Here is a 21,354-nt window from a genome sequence, read left to right on the forward strand (position 1 = left end):
ACCTGAATATGGACGTTCGCCAACTGGCTTTTCTGGCCGGCCAGCCCTCTGCTGCCGTAATTCCACGCGAACGTTTCATGGGCATGCCGAAACGCGGCCTGGCGTTCCTCCTCGCCAACGTCATGTTCTGGCAGCCGATGTGGGCGCAGGCGGACGGCATCGTGGTCAGCGCGCCGGGCACCAGCCTGGATCGCGCCGGCAATGGCGTGCCGATCGTCAACATTGCCACGCCCAATGCGACGGGTCTCTCGCACAACCAGTTCCACGACTACAACGTCACCCTGCAGGGCTTGATCCTCAACAACGGGTCAACCCAGACCTCGGCCACCCAGCTGGGCGGGTACATCGTCGGCAACCCGAACCTGAAGAACAGCGGTTCGGCGCAAACCATCCTCAACGAAGTCAATGGCGGCAGCCCGAGCCAGTTGAACGGTTACACCGAAGTGGCGGGGCAGTCGGCGCGGGTGATCGTCGCCAACCCGTATGGCATCAGCTGCAACGGCTGCGGGTTTATCAATACCCCACGGGTGACCTTGACCACCGGCAAACCGGTGCTCGACAACGGTCGACTGGACCGCTTTCAGGTCGATCAAGGCAGCGTCTCCATCGACGGCGCCGGACTCAATGCAACCAACGTCGACCGTTTCGAAATCATCACCCGCAGCGCCAAGATCAACGCCCAGATCCAGGCCAACAACCTGACCATCGTCGCCGGTCGCAACGACGTCAATGCCGAGAGTCTCAACGCCACGGCCCGCGCCGACGACGGCAGCGCGAAACCGGAACTGGCGATCGACTCTTCGGCCCTCGGCGGCATGTACGCCGGCGCGATCAAACTGGTCGGCACCGAAGCCGGCGTCGGGGTCAAACTCGACGGTAAGCTGATCGCCAGCGGCGGCGATATCCAGCTCGATGCCAACGGCCGCCTGAGCTTGGCCGACACCTCGGCGGCCAATGGCGCGGTGACTATCAAAGCCACCAGCCTCAATGCCCAGGGACCGGTTTACGCCGGCAGCGCCCTCAACGTGCAAACCCAAGGCGACCTGAGCAACCAGCAATCCCTCGCCGCTCGCGACAGCATCAACCTGAGCGCCGGCGGCCAGTTGACCAACAACGGCGTTATCGAGGCCGGGGTCAACGCCGACACCAGCCGCAACGCCAGCGGCGACGTCAACCTCAGCGCACAGAACTTCAACAACAGCGGCAAAAGTGTCATCGCCAGCCGCAACCTGACGGTCAACACCGCGCAGACCCTGAACAACCAGGGCGGAACCCTGAGCGCGCAAAATCGCGCTCAGGTGACGGCCGGCACACTGGATAACCAGAACAAAGGCCGTGTGCTGAGTTCCGGCGGCCTGAGCGTTACGGCGAATCAACTGCTCAACGCCCAAGGTGGGCTGCTCAACAGCGCCGGAAGCCTGGACACTCATGCGGGCTATCTGAATAACAACAGCGGCGAGCTTTCCAGTCTCGACACCCTGACCCTGCAAATCGCTTCGCTGGACAACGTGGCTGGTCTGGTCTCGGCAGGCAAAGCCTTGAGCATTACCGCCAGCGCGGGGGTGAATAACCAGGGCGGCAAGCTGAGCAGTCTCGATGCGCTGAACCTGCATGCGGGTCAGGTCGATAACAGCAACGCCGGGCGGATTGTCAGTAACCGGATGCTGACCGCCAGTGTCACCGGTCTGGACCAACACAACGGCGGTCAGCTCACCAGCAGCAGCGGGCTGACCCTGGATCTGAACCAAGGGCAACTGAACAACCAGGGCGGGCTGATCAATGCGCCGCTGCTGGTGCTGAACAACCTCAAGGACGTCAACAATCAGGGTGGTGAAATCTCCAGCGCCCAGGCCTTTACTCTGGCCGCCCGAAACCTGGACAACAGCAACGGCAAACTGATCAGTAACCAAGGACTGACCCTGCGTGTCGACCAGGCGCTAAGCAACATCAAGGGGCTGATCTCCGCCGCCGGGCTCGATGCCCAGGCTGGGAGTCTGGATAACACAGACGGTGTTTTTACCAGTAAAACCGGCCTGAGCCTGACCCTCGTTGGAGCCCTTAACAATCACGCTGGTGAAGTCTCCAGCGCCACCAGCACCACGCTCAAGGCTGTGAGTCTGGATAACAGCGACGGTCAGGTCACGGGCGATGTGGCACTGAACATTGGTTTGATCGGAGCGCTGAACAACCAGAACGGCGTACTCGGTTCCGGGAAAACCGTCAGCATCAGCGCCGCCAGCCTGGACAACAGCCATGACGGAAGCCTGGTCAGTGATGACAGTCTGACTGCGCATATCGCTGGGCTGTTCGACAACCAGAACGGCAACCTGAGTGCCAAAGGCGTGGTCGATCTGCATACCGGCAGCCTCGACAACCGCAATGGCAGCCTGATCGGCAAGGATCGCCTGACCCTGCAAAGCGATTCTCTGGACAACCGCACAGGCAAGGTCCGTGCAGACAAGGATCTGCAACTCAACGTTGGCCAGCTGGATAACCGCGAGCAAGGTTTGCTCAACAGCCAGACCACGATCAACTTCAACGGCACTCATCTGGATAACCGTGGCGGCTTGCTCAGTGCGGTCGGCCCGGTGCGGCTGGACGCGGTCAGCGTCGACAACAGCGGTGGCCGCGTCTCTAGCAAAAGCGACCTGACGGCCAACATCGGGCAACTGACTAACCAGAAGGGCGAGCTGGTCGCCCAAGGGATTCTGACGCTCACTGGCAAGGGGCTCGATAACCGTAACGGCGGTTTGGTCGGCGCGACAAAAGCGCTGAAACTCAGCGTCGATGATGTCGATAACCGCGGCGGAGAAATTTCCAGTGCCGTTGACGTGAGCATCGAAGGCCAGAGCCTGAACAACAGCGATAACGGCAAGGTGCTGGCCGGGACGGATCTGGGCTTGAAAGTGGCGCAGATCATTAACCAGACCACGGGCCTGTTGTTCAGCAAGGGCGCCACGACTGTCCAAGGCAAGAGCCTCGATAACAGTGGTGGTAGCCTCGTCACCCAGCAAGGGCTGGACATCCGCCTGGACCAGGCCTTGAGCAACATCAAAGGTCTGATCAGCAGCGAAGGCACCCTGAATGCCAGCGCGGCCAGTCTCGATAGCACCAGCGGTAGCCTGTCGAGCGCTGGGGCGCTGACGGTGACAACGACTGGAGCCCTGATCAACACCAGCGGTTCGATGACCACCGATGGCGGTCTGACTCTCAGCAGTCAGAGCCTGAACAACAGCCAGAACGGCTTGCTCAGTGGCAAAAGCGCGACCCGTGTCACCACCGGCACGTTCGACAACACCCAGGGCGGTCGCTTGATCAGCGGTGACACCCTCGACCTGAGCGCAACCCAGGTCAGCAATGGTGTCGCCAGTCGTATTGCCAGCGACAAGGCACTGACTGCCAGCGTGACCGGTTTCGATCAGCAAGGTGGTGAGCTGTTCAGCAAGACTTCATTGAGCCTGGACCTGAATCAGGGCCAGTTGAACAACCGGAACGGCCTGATCAATGCGCCGTTGCTGATGTTGAAAAACCTCAAGGACGTCAACAACCAGGGCGGTGAAATCTCCAGTGCCCAGGCTTTCACGCTGGCCGCGCAAAACCTCGACAACAGCAGCGGCAAGTTAATCAGCAACCAAGGGCTGACCTTGCGCATCGATCAGGCACTGGCCAGCGTCAAAGGCCTGATCTCCGCCCAGACCCTCGACCTCCACAGCGCCAGCCTGGATAACAGCAACGGGATCATCAGCAGCCATGGCACGCTGGGAATGACGGTGCAAAACCATTGGGTCAATCAGGGCGGAACGCTGATTGCCGACGGTGACATGCAACTGAACGCCGACAACCTCGACAACACCAACGGTCAAATCGCCGGTAAATCGCAGGTCACGGCCAACATCGCCACCCTGAACAACCAGGGTGGTCAACTGATCGCCACGGGCGGGCTCCAGCTGACAGGCGCAACCCTCGACAATCGCCAGGGCGGTCTGGTTGGCGCGACCAACGCGTTGCAACTGACGGTGGGCGCTGTCGACAACCGTGGCGGTGAACTGTCGAGCAAAGCTGATGTGAGCCTGACCGGCAGTACGCTGGATAACAGCGATGGCGGTCAGGTGCTCGCCGACGGTTCGTTGGCGCTGACGGTCGATCGGGTGATCAACCGCGCCAAAGGTTTGCTGTCAGGCAAGGCCGGACTGAATCTGACGGGCAGCAGTCTGGACAACAGCGGCGGCTCGCTGACGACTCAGCAGAACCTCGCTGTCGAACTTGCGGGCGATCTGGATAACAGCCAGGGCTTGCTGAGTGCCGAAGGCACCCTCGGGGTCAAGGCTGCCAGCCTGACCAACACCTCGGGCAGCGTTTCCAGTGCGGGGGCGCTGACGCTCACCACCAAGGGCGCCGTGACCAACCAGGGCGGCGAGATCGTCACCGACACCGGCCTCACGCTCAACAGCGCTAGCCTCGACAACCGCAATAAAGGCAGCATCAGCGGTAAAGGCGCGGTACTCATCAACACTGGAGCGTTTGACAACAGTCACGCCGGGCGTCTGAGCAGTGGCGACAGCCTGAACCTGACCGCCACCCAACTGACCAATCAGGACGGTGGTCGTATCGCCAGTACCGCCGCCCTGACCGCCAGCGTAACCGGTCTGGACCAGCAAGGGGGGCAACTGTTCAGCAACACGTCGCTGGATCTGGACCTGAACCACGGTCAGTTGAACAACCAGAACGGTTTGATCAACGCACCGTTGCTGATGCTCAAGAATCTCAAGGATGTCAGCAACCAGGGGGGCGAGATCTCCAGCGCCCAGGCGTTTACCGTGGCCGCCGACAGCCTCGATAACAGCAACGGCAAACTGCTGAGCAACCAGGGCCTGACCCTGCGCATCGATCAGGCGCTGACCAACGTCAAAGGCATGATCGCCGCCGCGGCCCTTGATGTACGGGCTGCCAGCCTGGACAACAGCGGCGGTACGCTGACCAGTCGTGCCGATCTCAATCTGAACGTCGATGGTCAGCTCACTAACCAGAATCAGGGCCTGATCAACGCCACCACCGACCTGAACATCAACAGCAGCGGACTGAACAACCAGGGCGGTTCGTTGCTGGGTAGCGCCATTGCCATCGACCTTGGTGCGGCCACCGGCGATCTGAACAACAGCGCCGGTCTGATCACCACCGCCGGCACACTGAGCATCAATCACCTGCGGGACCTGACCAACCAGAACGGTGAAATCTCCAGCAGCCAGAGTGTCAACCTGAGCGCCCGCGCGCTGGACAACAGCGCAGGCAAACTGATCAGCAACAACTTGCTGACGGTCAACGCGGCCAATGTACTCAACCAGGGTGGTCTGGTATCCGGCTGGCAAGGGCTGAGCCTTAATGCGTCAAGCCTGGACAACCGCAACAACGGCACACTGTCGAGTCGTAGCGGCGATGTCGGTGTGACCGTCAGTGGCGCGATCCTCAACAGTGGCGCAGGCGCGCTGGTCAGCCAGAAAGCCTTGGCCGTCAGTGCGGCGAGCCTGGATAACAGCAACGGCGGGATTCTTTCCAGCGGCAGCAATCAGACCCTGACCGTCAGCGGTCTGCTGAACAACGCCCAGGGCGGTTTGATCGACAGCGGTGCAACCCTGGCGATGCAGGCGATGACCCTGAGTAACGCCAGCGGCACCGTCAATGCGCAACAAGCCCTCAGCTTCACCGGCACCACATTGGACAACAGCGGCGGCAGCCTGGTGGGCAACGGCGCAGTGACGCTGGACCTGCTCGGCGCCCTGACCAACACCAACGGCAAGATAGCCAGCGCCGGGCCGCTACTGGTTCAGCGCTCATCGCAAATCAACAACCAGGGCGGCCAACTCGCCAGCCAAGGCTTGATGACGCTGCTCACCGGCGGCCTCGACAACCGCAATCGCGGGACCGTCGCGGCCAACGATCAGTTGACCTTGACCACGGGCGGAGCGCTGCAGAACAGCGCCGACGGCCTGATCTACAGCCAGAATGGTGGTCTGCAAGTACAGGCCGCCAGCCTCAGCAACGCCAAGGGCACGCTGCAAAGCCAGGGCGCCCTGAACCTCACCGTGGGCGGCGATATCGACAACCAGAGCGGTCGGATCCTGGCCAAGGCCGGTGACCTGTCCATCAGCGCCGGCAACCTCGACAACCGCGGCGGTGTACTTGCCAGCCTGCAAGGTGCCTTCACTGCGCACCTGACGGGAGTCTTGAAAAACGGCTACGACCTGAACAACAACCGTCAGGGCGGCATCACCCAGGCACAGCGTTTGAACCTGACGGCCTTGGGCGGCATCGATAACTACGGCGGGCGCATCTCGGCGCAAACCGGCGACGCAGTCATCGCCACGGGCGCGGGCAACTTCGACAACCGCAACGGCGGTCTTTACGCCAAGGGCCAGGTCAACGTCACTGGCAACAACTTCGACAACAGCGGCGACAACGACGGCCAGATCGCCGGCAACCAGATCACCCTGAACCTCAACGGCGCCCTGAACAACCGCTTGGGCATCATCGAGAGCGACACGACCCTGGCGATCAAAGCCGCCAGCCTCGACAACCAGACCGGCCAGTTGCGTGCATTGGGCAGCAGCGGCAAAACCGATTTCCAGATCGGTGGTCTGTTCGACAACCGTAACGGTACTCTGGAAATCGCCAACACTGACCTGACCCTCGGCGCCGGCAGCTTCCTCAACACCGGCGGCAGCCTGCTGCATGTCGGCACCGGCACTTTCGACATCTCTACTGCAAACGTCACGGGGGCCGGCGGCACCATCGTGACCCGTGGCGGCCTGACTCTAAACGCCGATGCATTGACCAACAGCAACGTGATCCAGGCCGGACGCCTGAACGTCAACGTCAACAGCCTCACCCAAACCGCCAGCGGCCAACTGTTGGCCACCGACAGTTTCAACGGTAGCGGTGTCAACTGGTTCAATGAAGGGTTGATTGCCAGTGACGGCAACCTGAACTTGAGCCTGGGTGGTGCCTACTGGGGCGCTGGTCGTCTCAGCAGCCAAGGAGCCCTTGGCCTGAGTGCCGCGCAAGTGAGCCTCAATAGCGTTACGTCGACCATCGCGAGCGGGGGAGACGCCACGATCCATGTCGGCGGCCAGCTGGACAACGGAGGTCGGCTGACTTCCAGCGCCGGGATGACGGTCATGGCGGGCGGGGTGAGGAACTTCGGGACAATGGGGGCAGGGGGAGACCTGACGCTCACGACCGGCACATTGACCAACTACGGCGGTTATACCGGCGGCGCTTTGATTTTCAGCGGCGGCAATATGTCGTTGCGCGTTGCGGACTTGAACAACAACGATGCCAACGTTTATAGCCTGGGCAACCTGAGCATCGACCGAGATGGGCAGGGCGGCCTGGCCAACAGCATCGTTAACAGCTCTGCGTCGATTCAAAGTGACGGCAGCATGAGCCTGGCGGCGAGCACGATTCAGAATATCCGGTCGGAGCTGAATGTTGACAACAAGGGCATCTACACCGCCTCCATTACCAACACCGACTGCAACATTATGCTCAACGCCGACTGTGACGGGGGCAAGGAGCACTACGCCTGGAAAATCGTCCAGCGTGACAAACTTGAAGCCAGTGGCAGCGCTGCTTCCAGTATCGGAGCCGGCGGTAACTTGTCCATCAATGGTGGGCAATTGCTCAACCAGAGCAGCAGCATCGCCTCTGGCGGTAACCTCAACGCCACACTGAACAGCCTGACGAACAGCGGGGTTGAAACCGGCGAGACCGAAACCTCTCGGATTTTCCGCTCCGAGCGCACCAGGGATCCGGACGGTTGGTTCAATGCCGCCGGAGCTTTTACCAACCAGTACTGGTATCAGAGCAGCGGTTACACGGGCAACATCAGCGGTCTTGAGGCAGCGATGGCCAGTTTCATCGGCACAACCGAAGCCGAATTGCCTGAGCTGCGCCAAGTCACCAAACTGGTCTCTGGTGATCAAAGTTTCGCGGCGATCATCCAGGCGGCAGGTGCGGTCAACATCAATGCGCAAAACACGATAGACAACAGCGTCATACGGCCGGGCTATACCTATGTCGGCAGCGGTCAGCGAACCGACACCGGCGCTTCCAGAAGCCCGTACTCGACCCGTATCACGCTGAACCAGCAGTTGCCACCGAACCTCGCTCAGCAACAAGTCAACCCGCTGGCGCTCCCGGGCTTTAGCCTGCCGACCGGCCAGAACGGTCTGTTCCGCCTGAGCGGACAAGGCACCAGCACTCCGGCCGCCACCGGTCCGCAAAGCTGGACCATGGGCGGCGCCAGCCTTGGCGCGGCACAACGTCAACAGGCGTTACCAGCCAGCCAGGCGCGGGATATCCAGATTGGCAACATCGCCCAGGCTTCCGCCAGCTCGGTTGAGGTGATAGCGGCTGCCCGCCAGGCGGCCAATATCGATACCAGCGCCAGCGCGATCAACGCGGCGGTTCCGGGTGCGAACCCGGCCTCGGGCGCTGTGTTGCCAGGCCGTTCTGCGATCAACGATGCCATCAGCCAAGCGGCTCCTGTCGCCGGCCAACCGACTCAGCCCGGTGCCTTCACGGTCAATCGTGTCCAAGGCTTACCCGCCCGCACCGTTCCGTCCAACCCACAGAAGTACCTGATCGAAACCAACCCGGTACTGACCGACCTCAAGCAGTTCATGAGTTCGGACTACCTGCTGGCGAACCTCGGCTACGACCCGGACAAAAGCGCCAAGCGTCTGGGTGACGGCTTATACGAGCAAAAGCTGATTCAACAAGCCGTGGTCGCCCGTACCGGCCAGCGTTTCATCGATGGTCAGACCTCGGACGCGGCACTGTTCAAGTACCTGATGAACAACGCTGTCGCCAGTAAAAACGAACTCAACCTGTCGCTGGGCGTGAGCCTGACCTCTGAGCAGGTCGCGGCCCTGACCCACGACATCGTCTGGATGGAAAACGCCGAGGTCAACGGCGAGCAAGTGTTGGTGCCGGTGCTGTACCTGGCCAACGCCAACAACCGGCTGGCCGCCAATGGCGCCCTGATCCAGGGCAGCGACGTGACGCTGATCGCCGGCAAGGACCTGAACAACGCCGGCACCTTGCGTGCCAGCAACAACCTGTCGGCTGCCGCTGGCAACGACCTGGTCAACAGCGGTCTGGTGGAAGCCGGTAATCGGCTGGACCTGTTGGCGGGTAACAACCTCGTCAACAAGGCCGGTGGCATCATCGCCGGGCGTGACGTCAGCCTGACTGCGATCAAGGGCGACGTGATCAACGAACGCACGGTCACCACCCATGAAAGCGCCAGCGACTACCGCAGCGAGCAACGGGGTTTCGTCGACAGCGCAGCTCGCATCGAAGCGGCCAACAACCTGACCATCAACGCCGGACGCGATATCAACAACACCGGCGGCGTGTTGAAAAGCGGCGCCGACACCACGATCAGTGCCGGTCGTGATGTCAACATCGCCTCCGCCGAGCAGGTCGACAGCAACGAGGCCGGCCCCAACTACCGCAATCAAACCATCACTCAGTACGGCTCCAGTGTTGACGTTGGCCGTGATCTGAAAGTCGACGCCGGGCGTGACCTCACGGCTATCGCCAGCCAGATCGACGCCAAGCGCGACATCGCCATGAGCGCCACCGAAAACCTGACCCTGGCCTCGGCAGCGGACGAGCAGCACTCGTACAGCCAGAGCAAGAAGGTGAAGAGCCAGGAAGACCATGTGCAACAGGTGTCCACCACTCTCAATGCGGGCGGTAGTGTTGCGCTGAGCGCAGGTAAGGACCTGACACTTATTTCCAGCCGCATCAGCGCTGGCGACGAAGCGTATCTGGTGGCGGGCGACAACCTTCAACTGCTGGCCGCACAAGACCGCGATTACTCGCTGTATGACATGAAGAAAAAGGGCAGTTGGGGCAGCAAGAAGACCCAGCGAGATGAAGTGACTCAGGTCACGAACGTAGGGAGTGAAATCAAGACCGGTGGGGACCTGACTCTGGTCAGCGGTGGGGATCAGAAGTATCAGGTTGCGAAGCTTGAAAGCGGTAAGGACATCACGCTGCAAAGCGGTGGGGCCATCACCTTTGAAGGGGTGAAGGATCTGCATCAGGAGAGTCATGAGAAGAGCGACAGCGATCTCGCCTGGAACTCCATGGAAGGCAAAGGCAACACGGATGAAACCCTGCGTCAGAGCCAACTGCTGGCTAAAGGCAATCTGGTGATCAAAGCCGTCGACGGTCTGCACATCGACGTCAAGCAAATCGACCAGAACACTGTCAGCCAGACCATTGATGCGATGGTCAAGGCCGATCCGCAACTGGCTTGGCTCAAGGACGCCGAGAAGCGTGGGGATGTGGATTGGCGGCAGGTTAAGGAGATGCACGAGTCCTTCAAGTACAGCCATTCCGGGCTGGGCCAAGGGGCGATGCTGGCGATCATTATTATCATCACGGTGCTGACGGCGGGAGCGGCGAGTGCGGCGGTGGGGACTGCGGCTAGTGCAACGGCTGGCTCTGGAACCGCAATGGCTGCTGCCAGTTCGACGGTCGCAGCGGGCTGGGGCAATGTGGCCGCAACCGCAATGTTGACCTCAGCTGCCAGTGGTGCCGCGATCAGCACAATCAACAACAGAGGCAACGTTGGGGCTGTTCTCAAAGATGTCACTTCTAAGGAAAGCCTTAAAGGTTATGTGGTTGCCGGAGTCAGCGGTGGTATAGGGAATGCGAGCGTTGGTGTTCGACTAGCGGTTAATTCTGCGTTGAAAACAGTCGTCAATGGCGGGAAGTTCAAAGACAACCTCGCCCAGGCCGCGATCGGAATGGCCGCAGATATGCTTAGCGGGGCGATCTACGACAAGGTCGGCGATCGTTTGTTAGGTAGCGGTTTGCCGACCAAGGTTGCAGTTCACGCCATAGTAGGTGGTTTGATCGGTGAGGCGGCAGGCGGAGACTTCACTACTTCGGCGCTGGCGGCTGGAGCAAACAAAGCGTTGGTCCAACTGGTGGGGGACAAGATTTTTCCTGGCGAAGCTCATAATCAAGTGCTGGCCATGACTTCTCAACTGCTGGGTATGACTGTTGCGGCGGCGGCCGGTGGTAGTGATAAGGATCAGCAAGTAGCAGGATGGGTAGCACAGCAGGCGACGGTTAATAACTACCTGAACCACAAGGAGGTTGAGGGCTTAATAGAAGAGTCCAGAACCTGTGCCGCCACTAACACCTGTGAGCAGGTTAGAAATAAATACGCAGATTTGAATGATGCCAACGAGAAACGGCTGAAGTCGTTTTGCGACGCTGATCCAAGCGGGTGTAAAGCAGCATTTCAAGACTTGGTGGCGGATTACAACAAGACGCACGAACTCATTTCTCAAGCGCGGGTATCCGACGATATTCCGGAGGAGATGAAGCGGGTACTTGCAACTGCTCAGTTGATGAATCAAACCACTCAAATTCGCCTTGTAGAGGCTGGGATAGCGTCGGGAGCAGCGCAAGCTGCTAGCGATTTTGCAGGGCGGTTTGGTGTAGATGTCAAGCCCGAAACGGTGGGGGATTTTGCCAAGTGGTCGGCTATACTCTTTGGGGCAGGGAAGGCTGCCGGCAGCCCTCCCTCGAAAACAGCAGTTCAAGAGCTTGAGGTGGACTCTTATCAAAATTTGAAATTAAGAGAAGTGGTTGGAGATGGCCTAGAGCATGATCATATCCCTTCATTTGCTGCGTTACGTACGGCGAAGGAAACTGAGTTGGGACGTCCCCTTACTGAAGTGGAAACGAAGGCTCTATATCAAAATGCTACTGCTGTAGAGGTGCCGAGAGATGTACATATTGCGGGTACTACTTATGGCGGGAAAAATACGCCTGCGCAGATTCAGCGAGATGCGGCGGATCTCTGCGGTGCTGTTTGTCGTGATACAGACGCATTGCGAACAAGTTTAACGAGTCGAGGTTATGACTCGAAGCTTGTGGAGGAGACAGTTCAAAAAATCGTGGAAAGAAATCGTCAAATAGGGGTTATTAAATAATGAATATTTGGTCGGATTTTGTTCTGGCCCTTGGTCAAAAAGAGGCTGGGGACGTAGTAGAAAATGTGTTTCGGCGGATTGGAGAGTCTCCGAGTGTTTCAGAAACTCCAGATAGTTATAATGATCCGTTAGGGAAAACTAAGTTTTATAAATTTTATGAGTCGGGTTTGGAATTTGGATTTCGTTCTGGGAAACTGAATCATGTGCATTTTTTTGTGCAAGATCATGAGGGGTATTCAGCTTATAGGGGGGGTATGCTTGGTCGAGTCGCGCAAGTCTGGAACTGTAAAGAAGTTGTTAGAGAGTTAGGTATTGCTAGTAGAGCGGGGGAGGGTAGGGTCGATATGCTCATCGGCTATGTACATCAATGGATGAGGTATGAGTATGGGGAATATGCGCTACGTATGGAGTTTTCTCAAAATGGTGATTTGTGGAAGGCAACTTTAATATCGACATAAAGATCGCTTCTATGAGCTGGACGAAAAGAGGACACCCATTAGCCGGTCTCAAGTCAAGGCTAATAGGTGTCCCCTTTTGGGTGCAGATCAATTGCAGCTTGGAAGGCTCCACCATCGGGCCCACTCCGAAAACGAGCTTTACCCTCAAATAAATCGTACCCCGCGATGAGGTACATAGTTATCGCGGGGTACGGCGTTGAGCACCATCGTTTTGCAAAATTTTGCACGCACGGCCTGAGGCTCTTCAGCTCATCCCCGCAACGTGCGGGAACAGTGTGTGCGTTACTTCAGTGCTGCGCCCGAATCTGGCGCCCCAACACATCCATCACATCGCAGCCATCACGCAGCAGCATGGCCGCTGCGTGGGCGATTTGCTGCACGTCTGCGCCTTTGGCATGGGCAATGTCGAGGCTGGCCAGGCTTTCCATCATCTGCGTGACCGCCAGAAAGCGTGTGGCGGCGTTGCTGTGCAACACCTCCAACGGCGCCTGAGTGGCGACCAGCAGCACCGGGATGTCGCAATCATTATTGGTCATCGGCATGTGCGGGTTCATGCGTCATCTCCCGGTTGGGCGGCGTGCAGTCCGTCGATCGAAGCCTGGAGCAATGATCGGGCGGTGCCGAGCATCTGCTGGCTGGCCCAGCGTAACGAGACGATGTGTTCCGGGCGGGTGGCGGTGGGGGCTTGATGGGCGAGGGCTTCGGCGCAGCTCAGGTAGACCGAGGCGTGTTCGAGTGCGTCGAGTAACGGGATGTCGGGTTGGACAGCGAACAGGTGATGGTCGACGTGGTCGCAGCGGGCGAAGGGGGTAAATTTTGTGGTTGGATCGGTCATGGGTGTAGCTCCTTAGTGATCAAGAGCTGCCACGTGGTCGCCGTCAAACGATGGGTGGCAACTGTGCGCAGGTTGACGGACCGGTCTAAGGCACCCGGCGCACTCGAAAGTGCCCCGCGCACAGTCACCATTAAGATTTGCGTCGAGCACAGAAGTGCACGGGCAAAGTTGAAGGACAGTGCGCGCCTTAAAACCACCGAGCCGTCAAACCCGATCACGAATGAGTCGTGACAGGCGCGAGGATAGGGAGTGGGGCGAGGTCAGTCAATCGGCCCAGGTCTGACGCAGGTGGTTTGTTTGTAGGTTTGTTCCGGGACTGGCGTTGATGCCAGCGTCCCCGATGCCACAACCTCAAGCACAGCCTCATCAGGCGCAGGATTACCCGGCAGCTTCACTGCCTTCACGGTCAATCGTGTCCAAGGCTTACCCGCCCGCACCGTTCCGTCCAACCCACAGAAGTACCTGATCGAAACCAACCCGGTACTGACCGACCTCAAGCAGTTCATGAGTTCGGACTACCTGTTGGCGAACCTCGGCTACGACCCGGACAAAAACGCCAAACGTCTGGGTGACGGCTTATACGAGCAAAAGCTGATTCAACAAGCCGTGGTCGCCCGTACCGGCCAGCGTTTCATCGATGGTCAGACCTCGGACGCGGCGCTGTTCAAGTACCTGATGAACAACGCTGTCGCCAGTAAAAACGAACTCAACCTGTCGCTGGGCGTGAGCCTGACCTCTGAGCAGGTCGCGGCCCTGACCCACGACATCGTCTGGATGGAAAACGCCGAGGTCAACGGCGAGCAAGTGTTGGTGCCGGTGCTGTACCTGGCCAACGCCAACAACCGGCTGGCCGCCAATGGCGCCCTGATCCAGGGCAGCGACGTGACGCTGATCGCCGGCAAGGACCTGAACAACGCCGGCACCTTGCGTGCCAGCAACAACCTGTCGGCTGCCGCTGGCAACGACCTGGTCAACAGCGGCCTGGTGGAAGCCGGTAATCGTCTGGACCTGTTGGCGGGTAACAACCTCGTCAACAAGGCCGGTGGCATCATCGCCGGGCGTGACGTCAGCCTGACTGCGATCAAGGGCGACGTGATCAACGAACGCACGGTCACCACCCATGAAAGCGCCAGCGACTACCGCAGCGAGCAACGGGGTTTCGTCGACAGCGCAGCTCGCATCGAAGCGGCCAACAACCTGACCATCAACGCCGGACGCGATATCAACAACACCGGCGGCGTGTTGAAAAGCGGCGCCGACACCACGATCAGCGCCGGTCGTGATGTCAACATCACCTCCGCCGAGCAGGTCGACAGCAACGAGGCCGGCCCCAACTACCGCAATCAAACCATCACTCAGTACGGCTCCAGTGTTGACGTTGGCCGTGATCTGAAAGTCGACGCCGGGCGTGACCTCACGGCTATCGCCAGCCAGATCGACGCCAAGCGCGACATCGCCATGAGCGCCACCGAAAACCTGACCCTGGCCTCGGCGGCGGACGAGCAGCACTCGTACAGCCAGAGCAAGAAGGTGAAGAGCCAGGAAGATCATGTGCAGCAGGTGTCCACCACTCTCAATGCGGGCGGTAGTGTTGCGCTGAGTGCGGGCAAGGATCTGGGGTTGATTGCCAGTCGGGTGAGTGCGGGGGATGAGGCGTATCTGGTGGCTGGCGCCAACTTGACACTCCAGTCTGCCGAGGACAGCGATTACAGCTTCTACAGCAAAACCAAGAAAAGCTCATCAGGCAAGAAGAGTCAGCTCGATGAAGTTGCCAGCACGACCAACATCGCCAGCGCGGTGACCTCAGGGGGCAACAGCGTTTTGCTGGCCGGTAAAGACCTGCTGATCAAAGGCAGCGAGGTCGCGGCGGACAAAGGCGGCGTTCAACTGGTCGCGGGCAATGACGTGCAGATTGTTGCGGTCACCGACTCCAACAGCGCCCGCCATGAGAAGAGCTCCAGTAAAAGCAGTTGGGGCGGTTTGAAGTCGAGCAAGATGCAGGACCAGCTCGCTGAAACCCAAACCAAGGCAGTCGGCAGTGTTATCTCGGGCAATACCGTGGATGTCGCCGCCCGTCGTGACGCCACCATCACCGGTTCGTCCCTGGTCAGTACCCAGGATCTGACGGTACAGGCCGGGCGCGACCTGACCATCAATGCGGCTGAAAACACCTTCACACGCAATGAACTGCACAAGGAAAAGAACCGCGACCTGATGGGGATAGTCACCGCCAACAACCTGGGCCTGGATGACATTACCGGCAACCAGCACCTGTCGGTCAGCAGCCAGAACCATACCGGCAAGTCGTCTCAAACCACGTTGACGGGTAGCACTATCGGCTCCAGTGAGGGCAACGTCAGCCTCACCAGTGGCCGTGAACTGAGCGTGATCGCCAGCGACCTGGTCAGCACCAAGAACATGAGCCTGATCGGTTCCAAGGTGACCATCGCTGCCGGTATGGAAAGCGCGAGCCAGAGCAGCACCGACAAATCCAGCAGCCTGGCTGTGGGACGGGTGGTTGGCGGCGCGATTGTAGATACGGTCAATACCATTCGCAGTGCGGTCAAAGCGGCGAACAACGCCGACGATCCGCGACTCAAGGCGGTGAAGCTGGCTCAGGCGGCGATGGCGTTCAATGGTCTGGGCGGTATGGCGGCCGGTGCCGATGGTGCCGGCGCGGATTATGGGGACAAGCAAGGTTCGGCCAGTAACGGTTCGCTGATCAAGATTGGCACCGAGCTGGCGAGCACTCACAGCAAAAGCACCAGCGAGTACGACAGTCAGACCGCCAAGCAAAGCACGCTCAATGCCGGCAAAACCCTGGCGATCATCGCCGATGGCGGCGCGCCGGGAACGGCGGGTGATATTCATGTTATTGGCAGCAGCTTGAAAGCCGCCGATACCGTATTGCTGGCTAAAAACAACATCACCCTGGAAAGCGCACAAAACACGGCTAACTGGGCCAATGACAGTAGTAACAACAGAACCGCCATTGGCGTCAGCTTCAACCTCGGCGAGCAGAATGGGTTCACCCTCGACCTGGGGGCATCAATCGCCAAGAGCATGGGCACCGGTGGTTCCGTTACTCAAGTCAATAGCACTCTGGATACCGGCTCTCTCGCCCTGCACAGTGGGAATGACACCACCCTGGCAGGCGCGCAGGTGCGTGCTGATAGCATCCAGGCGCAGGTCGATGGCAACCTCACCATTACTTCGCGTCAGGACACCGAGACCCAGAAGAGCAAACAGGGCAGTGCCGGTTTCGGCGGGAGCATCTGCATTCCGCCGTTCTGCTACGGCGCACCAGTGACAGCTTCCGCAAGCCTGGCCGCTGGCAACATGAACAGCGACTACAAGGCCGTGACGGACCAGAGCGGTTTGTTCGCCGGCAAGGGTGGCTACGACATCACTGTCGGTGACAAGACCACCTTGCAGGGCGCGGTGATAGCCAGTGAGGCGTCCGCGGACAAGAACCTGCTCAGCACCGATCGTCTGATCGTCAGCGACATCAAAAATACCAGCGATATCAAGAGCCAGTCGGCTGGTTTCACGGCGTCCTATGGAAGCAACTCCGGCACGATCCTGGGCGGTAGCGTTCCGCTGTCGCTGACAGATGCGGACCACAGCAGCACCCGCAGTGCGGTCAGCGAAGGCACGATCATCGTGCGTAACGCCGAGGGTGCGAATGATCTGGTCGGGCTGAATAGGGATACCGCAAACGCCAATCAGAAGCTGGATAAGCCTGATGAAAAGGCGATGCAGGAGCGGATTGATCTTATTCAGAGCACCGTTGCGCTCTCTAACAGCATCATCAGCGAAGTAGCGAAGGCACAAAAGCAGGCCGCAGACGAAAAAGTAAATTCGGCGGCTTCCGATGAAGAAAAACAGACGGCCATTGCTGAAGCCAAACGCTGGGATATTGGTGGCGACAAACGAATCATGGCTGACGTTGCTGCCGGCCTGATCGCTGCAAGCATGGGGGGCGTGAGTGGAGGTACGGCGGTCGGTATCGTCGCCAATACCACCGCTGCTGATACCTACAAGAAAATTGGCGACTATGCCAACGATCAATTAAAAAACGCGATCAAAAACAAGGATGAAAGCTCACAAGCAGCCTGGGCCGAAGGTGGTGCAGCACGAGTCTTACTGCATACCCTGGCGGGTGCTGTGCAAGGTCTGTCTTCCGGGAATGCACTGAGTGGCGCCAGCGGCGCGGCTACGTCTGCGGCGTTGATGCCAATCATCACCGATGCATTGAAAAAGAGTGGCGTACCCGATAGTCAGTTGAAAGCTCTCTCCACTCTTATTGCAGGGAGTGTTGGGGCCGCAGCATCGGGCGGAAATACCTTAGCGCAGATATCGGCGGCCAGGACCGCAGCCAGCGTTGATTTGTATAACCGTCAGATGCACCCCGCGGAGATTCCGCGGCTTGAGGCGCAAGCGGAAGCGTTGGCCAAGGACGCAGGCATCACGGAAGCCGAGGCGGAGGCGCGCTTGGCGAGAGCATTGGTGTACTACACAGATGCGGGCTGGCGTAAGGTCGTTGACTCCAAAGCGTCGGCACCCGATGACATCACACTCAAGCATTTGGGCATTGCATTAGCGCCGTTGGCGGATACCTACGATGTCACTGCGACGGTCAACGGTTTTCCACTGCTCAGTGATAAAAAAAGCTACACCCCAGAAGAAACCGTTCGGCTGCTTCAAAATTACAGCGTCACTCACCCGGAAGCGTATGCGGATAACCGCCTTAACGGCGAATATCTGAACCCAAACTTCAATTTTTTACCAACAGTTGAGAGCTATCGTAACCAGGATTTTTATGACAAAAATCTGAATTTCCGTGACAGTCTTGGTGCCTATACTGCAGGTGTTCTGAAGGGGTCTGCACAGGGGTATTGGGATGCTACTACAGGTGCAGCTACCAATTTCTGGGCACTGGGCAATAGCCTTTTCAACCACCCCGCAGATACAACGAGCCAGATCGCAAACGGTCTATTGTTCTCGATGGCGAGCCCCGATAGGCTGTGGAGCAGCTATCGTGAGAATAAGAATGACGTAGAAATACTGACCTATCTGTATCAGCTGCAGGGCGACACAGCTGCTAGCGCGGCGGTTCGAGCCAAATATGATGCGCAGATGGCAGTCAATCTGCTGCTGCCGGAAGGTCGGATTGGAAAGCTGGCTGAGGTTGGGGCGGGTGCAAAAGGGCCTGTATCGAGTAATCTGAATCCGAGCAGTGCCTTCACAGACGCCGAAGCCGGTGCTTTAGTAGATAGAAATGTTGCAAAAGGCGCAGTTGATCTCAATGCGCAAGCCTCACTATCTGTAAGCAAAGTTACTGCTCCGATTGATTTTGATGGTCATATACTTAGTGCTGAAGTAAAGCCAAATGGCAATGTCGTTGGCGGACATTCAACAGTAACGGGTGATGTTCAAGTGATTCCTGGTACAGCCTCAACACCGAATGCGCAAGGTGTTTATAGCGCTAAAATTCAGGTGGCAGATCCAGCTAATCCAGGACAGTTTTTGCCTAAGACGAACAATGGCGGTATGTCTACACTGTTTCCCGATTCTTGGACCGCAGATCGAGTAAAAGTTGAAGTGGACGGGGCCTTCCAAAACAGAATAGTTGTAGGTAATAAATGGACCGGAACGACCCCTAGTGGTGTCCGAGTCGAGGGGTATATAAGTCCGAAAACTACTGTCTATCCAAAACTTTAGGTGCGTAAAATGAAGTTGCATTTTTCATGGGAAGAGTCAGTTGGATCTCTTTCACCGAGCTGTAGTTCAAGCGTTGTCAATAAAGACGGCGTTAGCCCGCTAGCCTGTCTCTTAACTGACGATGGAGGGCAAATATTTCTGGATACCGTGTCGTGGTTAGATGAGGGTATGAATCGAATAGAATCAGTTAAGAAGTCTAAGGTTGATTTTGCAGATTGGAGTCGCGATGCCTGGGGAGCTGAATTAACGAAGGAGCAGGTAAAAATTTACTCACTCCATGATGAAAATTATTTCGAGCTACTTAGTCTAGGCTCGTTTGAGATGGCTCTATTGGCATGGCTTAATTTTATCAAGCTGAAACCAGCGGTGGGGATGACTCAGGAAATTGAAATCTAAACTGCCATTTAGTGGAGCGCGAAAAGGGGACAGACCCTGAGAAATCTCCGCTTTTTCTTACGACAAATCAAGAACCTAGGAATTGAAGAGACCTGCACGGGTCGGCAGCTTGTATTGCACCACACAAAAACAAGATCCCGATCCCATGTAGGCCATCCGATTTTTACACAGCGCGCTCGCTCAAGCACTTCCCACTGTCCATCCTCGCCGTCTGAAAACGTTGATGTGTTGTGTCGGCGCATTACTCCGAGGTCGTCGGCTCACTCTGACAGGGCTTGGGCGTTTCATGCCGGGCCGGGCCTACCCCAAACATGCCATCAAACGAGTGGACCGGCTAATGGGCGTCCCCTTTTTGTACTTAGGGATTATATTTATGCGGAAAAGGGGACAGATTTATTTTCCGCTGATTTGCTAGGCTGAAAACTCCATGGAAGGAGGTTGCTCATGCCCAGGATGGGACGCATTGTTTTGCCGAACTACCCGCATCACGTTGTCCAACGCGGTCATAACCGTCAGGTGGTGTTTGCTGCTACCGAGGACTATCAGCGTTATCTTGCCGACCTTCGAGAACTTAAGGAGGTATTTGGGGTAAGGGTGTATGCCTACTGCCTGATGACCAATCATGTCCATTTGTTGTTGGCGCCAAGCGAATCGGTGGCAGGACTGGGGCAGCTAATGAAGGCGCTGGCGGCGCGTGCCACTCGCTACCGCAATCGGTTGGAGGGTCGTACCGGTACGCTGTGGGAGAGTCGGTACAAGTCCAGTGTGGTGCAATCCGATACTTATCTGTTGGCATGCTGTCGCTATATTGAATTGAATCCGGTACGCGCATGCATGGTAGCTGATGCGGCGGACTACCCTTGGTCGAGTTACCGGGCGCGTGTGGGCCATCTGCCTGATAGCGATTGGCTAGATACTGACGCCTGTTTTGATGTGTTGGGTGATACCAGCCTGGAACGGTACAAAAATTATGAGGGTTTTGTACGACAAGCTGTTTCCAGCGAAGAAGTAAGGCTTATTCGTGAAGCTCTACAGCGTGGACAGCTAACCGGGACGGGACGTTTTATCGATGAAGTAGAACAGATTGCGGGGATTCGAATAGAGCGTCGAGGTCAAGGCCGGCCAAGGGAAAAGCCTGGAGTGGGAAAATAAATCTGTCCCCTTTTTCCCGAAAACAATTAATAACGCAAAAGGTCGTCCTATAGATAGGGCTACAGATGCTGAATACAAGATACTTGATAATGTTTCAGATATGCTGGGTGGCAATAAAGGTGCTAGTGGAACAATAGATATCTTTAGCGAATTAAAGGTTTGTGCTAGCTGCAGTGATGCTATTTCACAGTTCAAGGCTCGCTTCCCAAATATTGATGTGAATGTGCTCGCTAATCCTAATGGTCGTAGAGTGCTGAGGGACTGATTTATGTCTGTGTTGTTGAGTTATAAGGAAGTGCAGCAAAGGATATTTTTCTATTATCCAATCTACTGTCGACTTAAGCTTAGAAAGAATAAGAGGTCGGGGTTTTCTTGGGCTGAGGGAGAGTTGGAAGTTGGGTATGCATTAAATGAAATGGACGGTAGTTTTAATAGTCCAATAGAAGAGCTTATGCTTTATACTGCTGGGCTTATGCTTTCTGCTGGCAGAGAACCTAAAGCTGCATATGATATTGCTTCGAAAGACATAAAAGAGCTAATCGATATGCATGGATTGGCAACGCTCTTAGCGCAGCTTTCAGACTCTGATGCAAAAGAAGTTAAGTTGGATTTGGAGCTTTTAGGTATTATTTGATAGTGGAAAGGAAAAGGGGGCAGATTTATTTGTGGGCGAATTTTGTTGTCGTAAATAAAACTGTCCCCTTTTTTGCTTAATTTTGTTTGCCCCAAATTTCGTTAAAGCTCAGCAGATAAAGGCGTGCGAAAAATT

9 protein-coding genes and 1 pseudogene are annotated in these 21,354 nt (G+C 57.4%); 8 read left to right on the top strand and 2 right to left on the bottom strand.

Annotated elements, in window-relative coordinates; all coding sequences use genetic code 11:
* Positions 1-8: 8 nt before the first annotated feature.
* Positions 9-12,020, top strand: a complete 12,012-nt coding sequence (locus AC1RKH_RS26595) for a two-partner secretion domain-containing protein (protein ID WP_493064296.1) — start codon at positions 9-11, stop codon at positions 12,018-12,020.
* Positions 12,020-12,478, top strand: coding sequence for a DUF6392 family protein (locus AC1RKH_RS26600; RefSeq protein ID WP_493064297.1), 459 nt, complete (start codon positions 12,020-12,022; stop codon positions 12,476-12,478). The genes AC1RKH_RS26595 and AC1RKH_RS26600 overlap by 1 nt, the downstream gene beginning before the upstream one ends.
* Before the next feature lie 287 nt (positions 12,479-12,765).
* On the opposite strand, the gene AC1RKH_RS26605 is transcribed toward AC1RKH_RS26600, so the two are convergent.
* Positions 12,766-13,032 carry a short-chain dehydrogenase gene (locus tag AC1RKH_RS26605; RefSeq protein ID WP_493064298.1) on the bottom strand — a complete coding sequence of 89 codons (267 nt, stop codon included), beginning with the start codon at positions 13,030-13,032 and terminating at the stop codon, positions 12,766-12,768.
* On the bottom strand, positions 13,029-13,313 hold the full coding sequence (locus AC1RKH_RS26610) for a DUF3077 domain-containing protein (protein ID WP_493064299.1): 285 nt from the start codon (positions 13,311-13,313) through the stop codon (positions 13,029-13,031). The genes AC1RKH_RS26605 and AC1RKH_RS26610 overlap by 4 nt, the downstream gene beginning before the upstream one ends.
* A 606-nt stretch (positions 13,314-13,919) precedes the next feature.
* On the opposite strand from AC1RKH_RS26610, the gene AC1RKH_RS26615 reads away from it, so the two are divergent.
* From AC1RKH_RS26615 to AC1RKH_RS26640, 6 genes and pseudogenes are all read left to right on the top strand, one after another.
* Positions 13,920-19,037, top strand: a complete 5,118-nt coding sequence (locus tag AC1RKH_RS26615; RefSeq protein WP_493064300.1) for a hemagglutinin repeat-containing protein — start codon at positions 13,920-13,922, stop codon at positions 19,035-19,037.
* A gap of 9 nt (positions 19,038-19,046) precedes the next feature.
* On the top strand, positions 19,047-19,433 hold the full coding sequence (locus AC1RKH_RS26620) for a hypothetical protein (RefSeq protein ID WP_493064301.1): 387 nt from the start codon (positions 19,047-19,049) through the stop codon (positions 19,431-19,433).
* Positions 19,434-19,587: 154 nt separating this feature from the next.
* Positions 19,588-19,776 (top strand): annotated as a pseudogene (locus AC1RKH_RS26625) (IS4 family transposase); the annotation flags it as partial.
* Positions 19,777-19,877: 101 nt separating this feature from the next.
* Positions 19,878-20,585 (top strand): transposase, encoded by a 708-nt coding sequence (locus tag AC1RKH_RS26630; protein WP_493064302.1) that lies wholly within the window; start codon positions 19,878-19,880, stop codon positions 20,583-20,585.
* Positions 20,569-20,850 (top strand): deaminase domain-containing protein, encoded by a 282-nt coding sequence (locus AC1RKH_RS26635; protein ID WP_493064333.1) that lies wholly within the window; start codon positions 20,569-20,571, stop codon positions 20,848-20,850. Before AC1RKH_RS26630 ends, AC1RKH_RS26635 begins: the two co-directional genes overlap by 17 nt.
* A gap of 3 nt (positions 20,851-20,853) precedes the next feature.
* A complete protein-coding gene (locus AC1RKH_RS26640) occupies positions 20,854-21,219 on the top strand; it encodes a hypothetical protein (RefSeq protein ID WP_493064303.1) in 366 nt (121 codons plus the stop codon).
* Positions 21,220-21,354: the final 135 nt, after the last annotated feature.

Source organism: Pseudomonas sp. GW822-FHT06B12 (genome assembly GCF_058799675.1).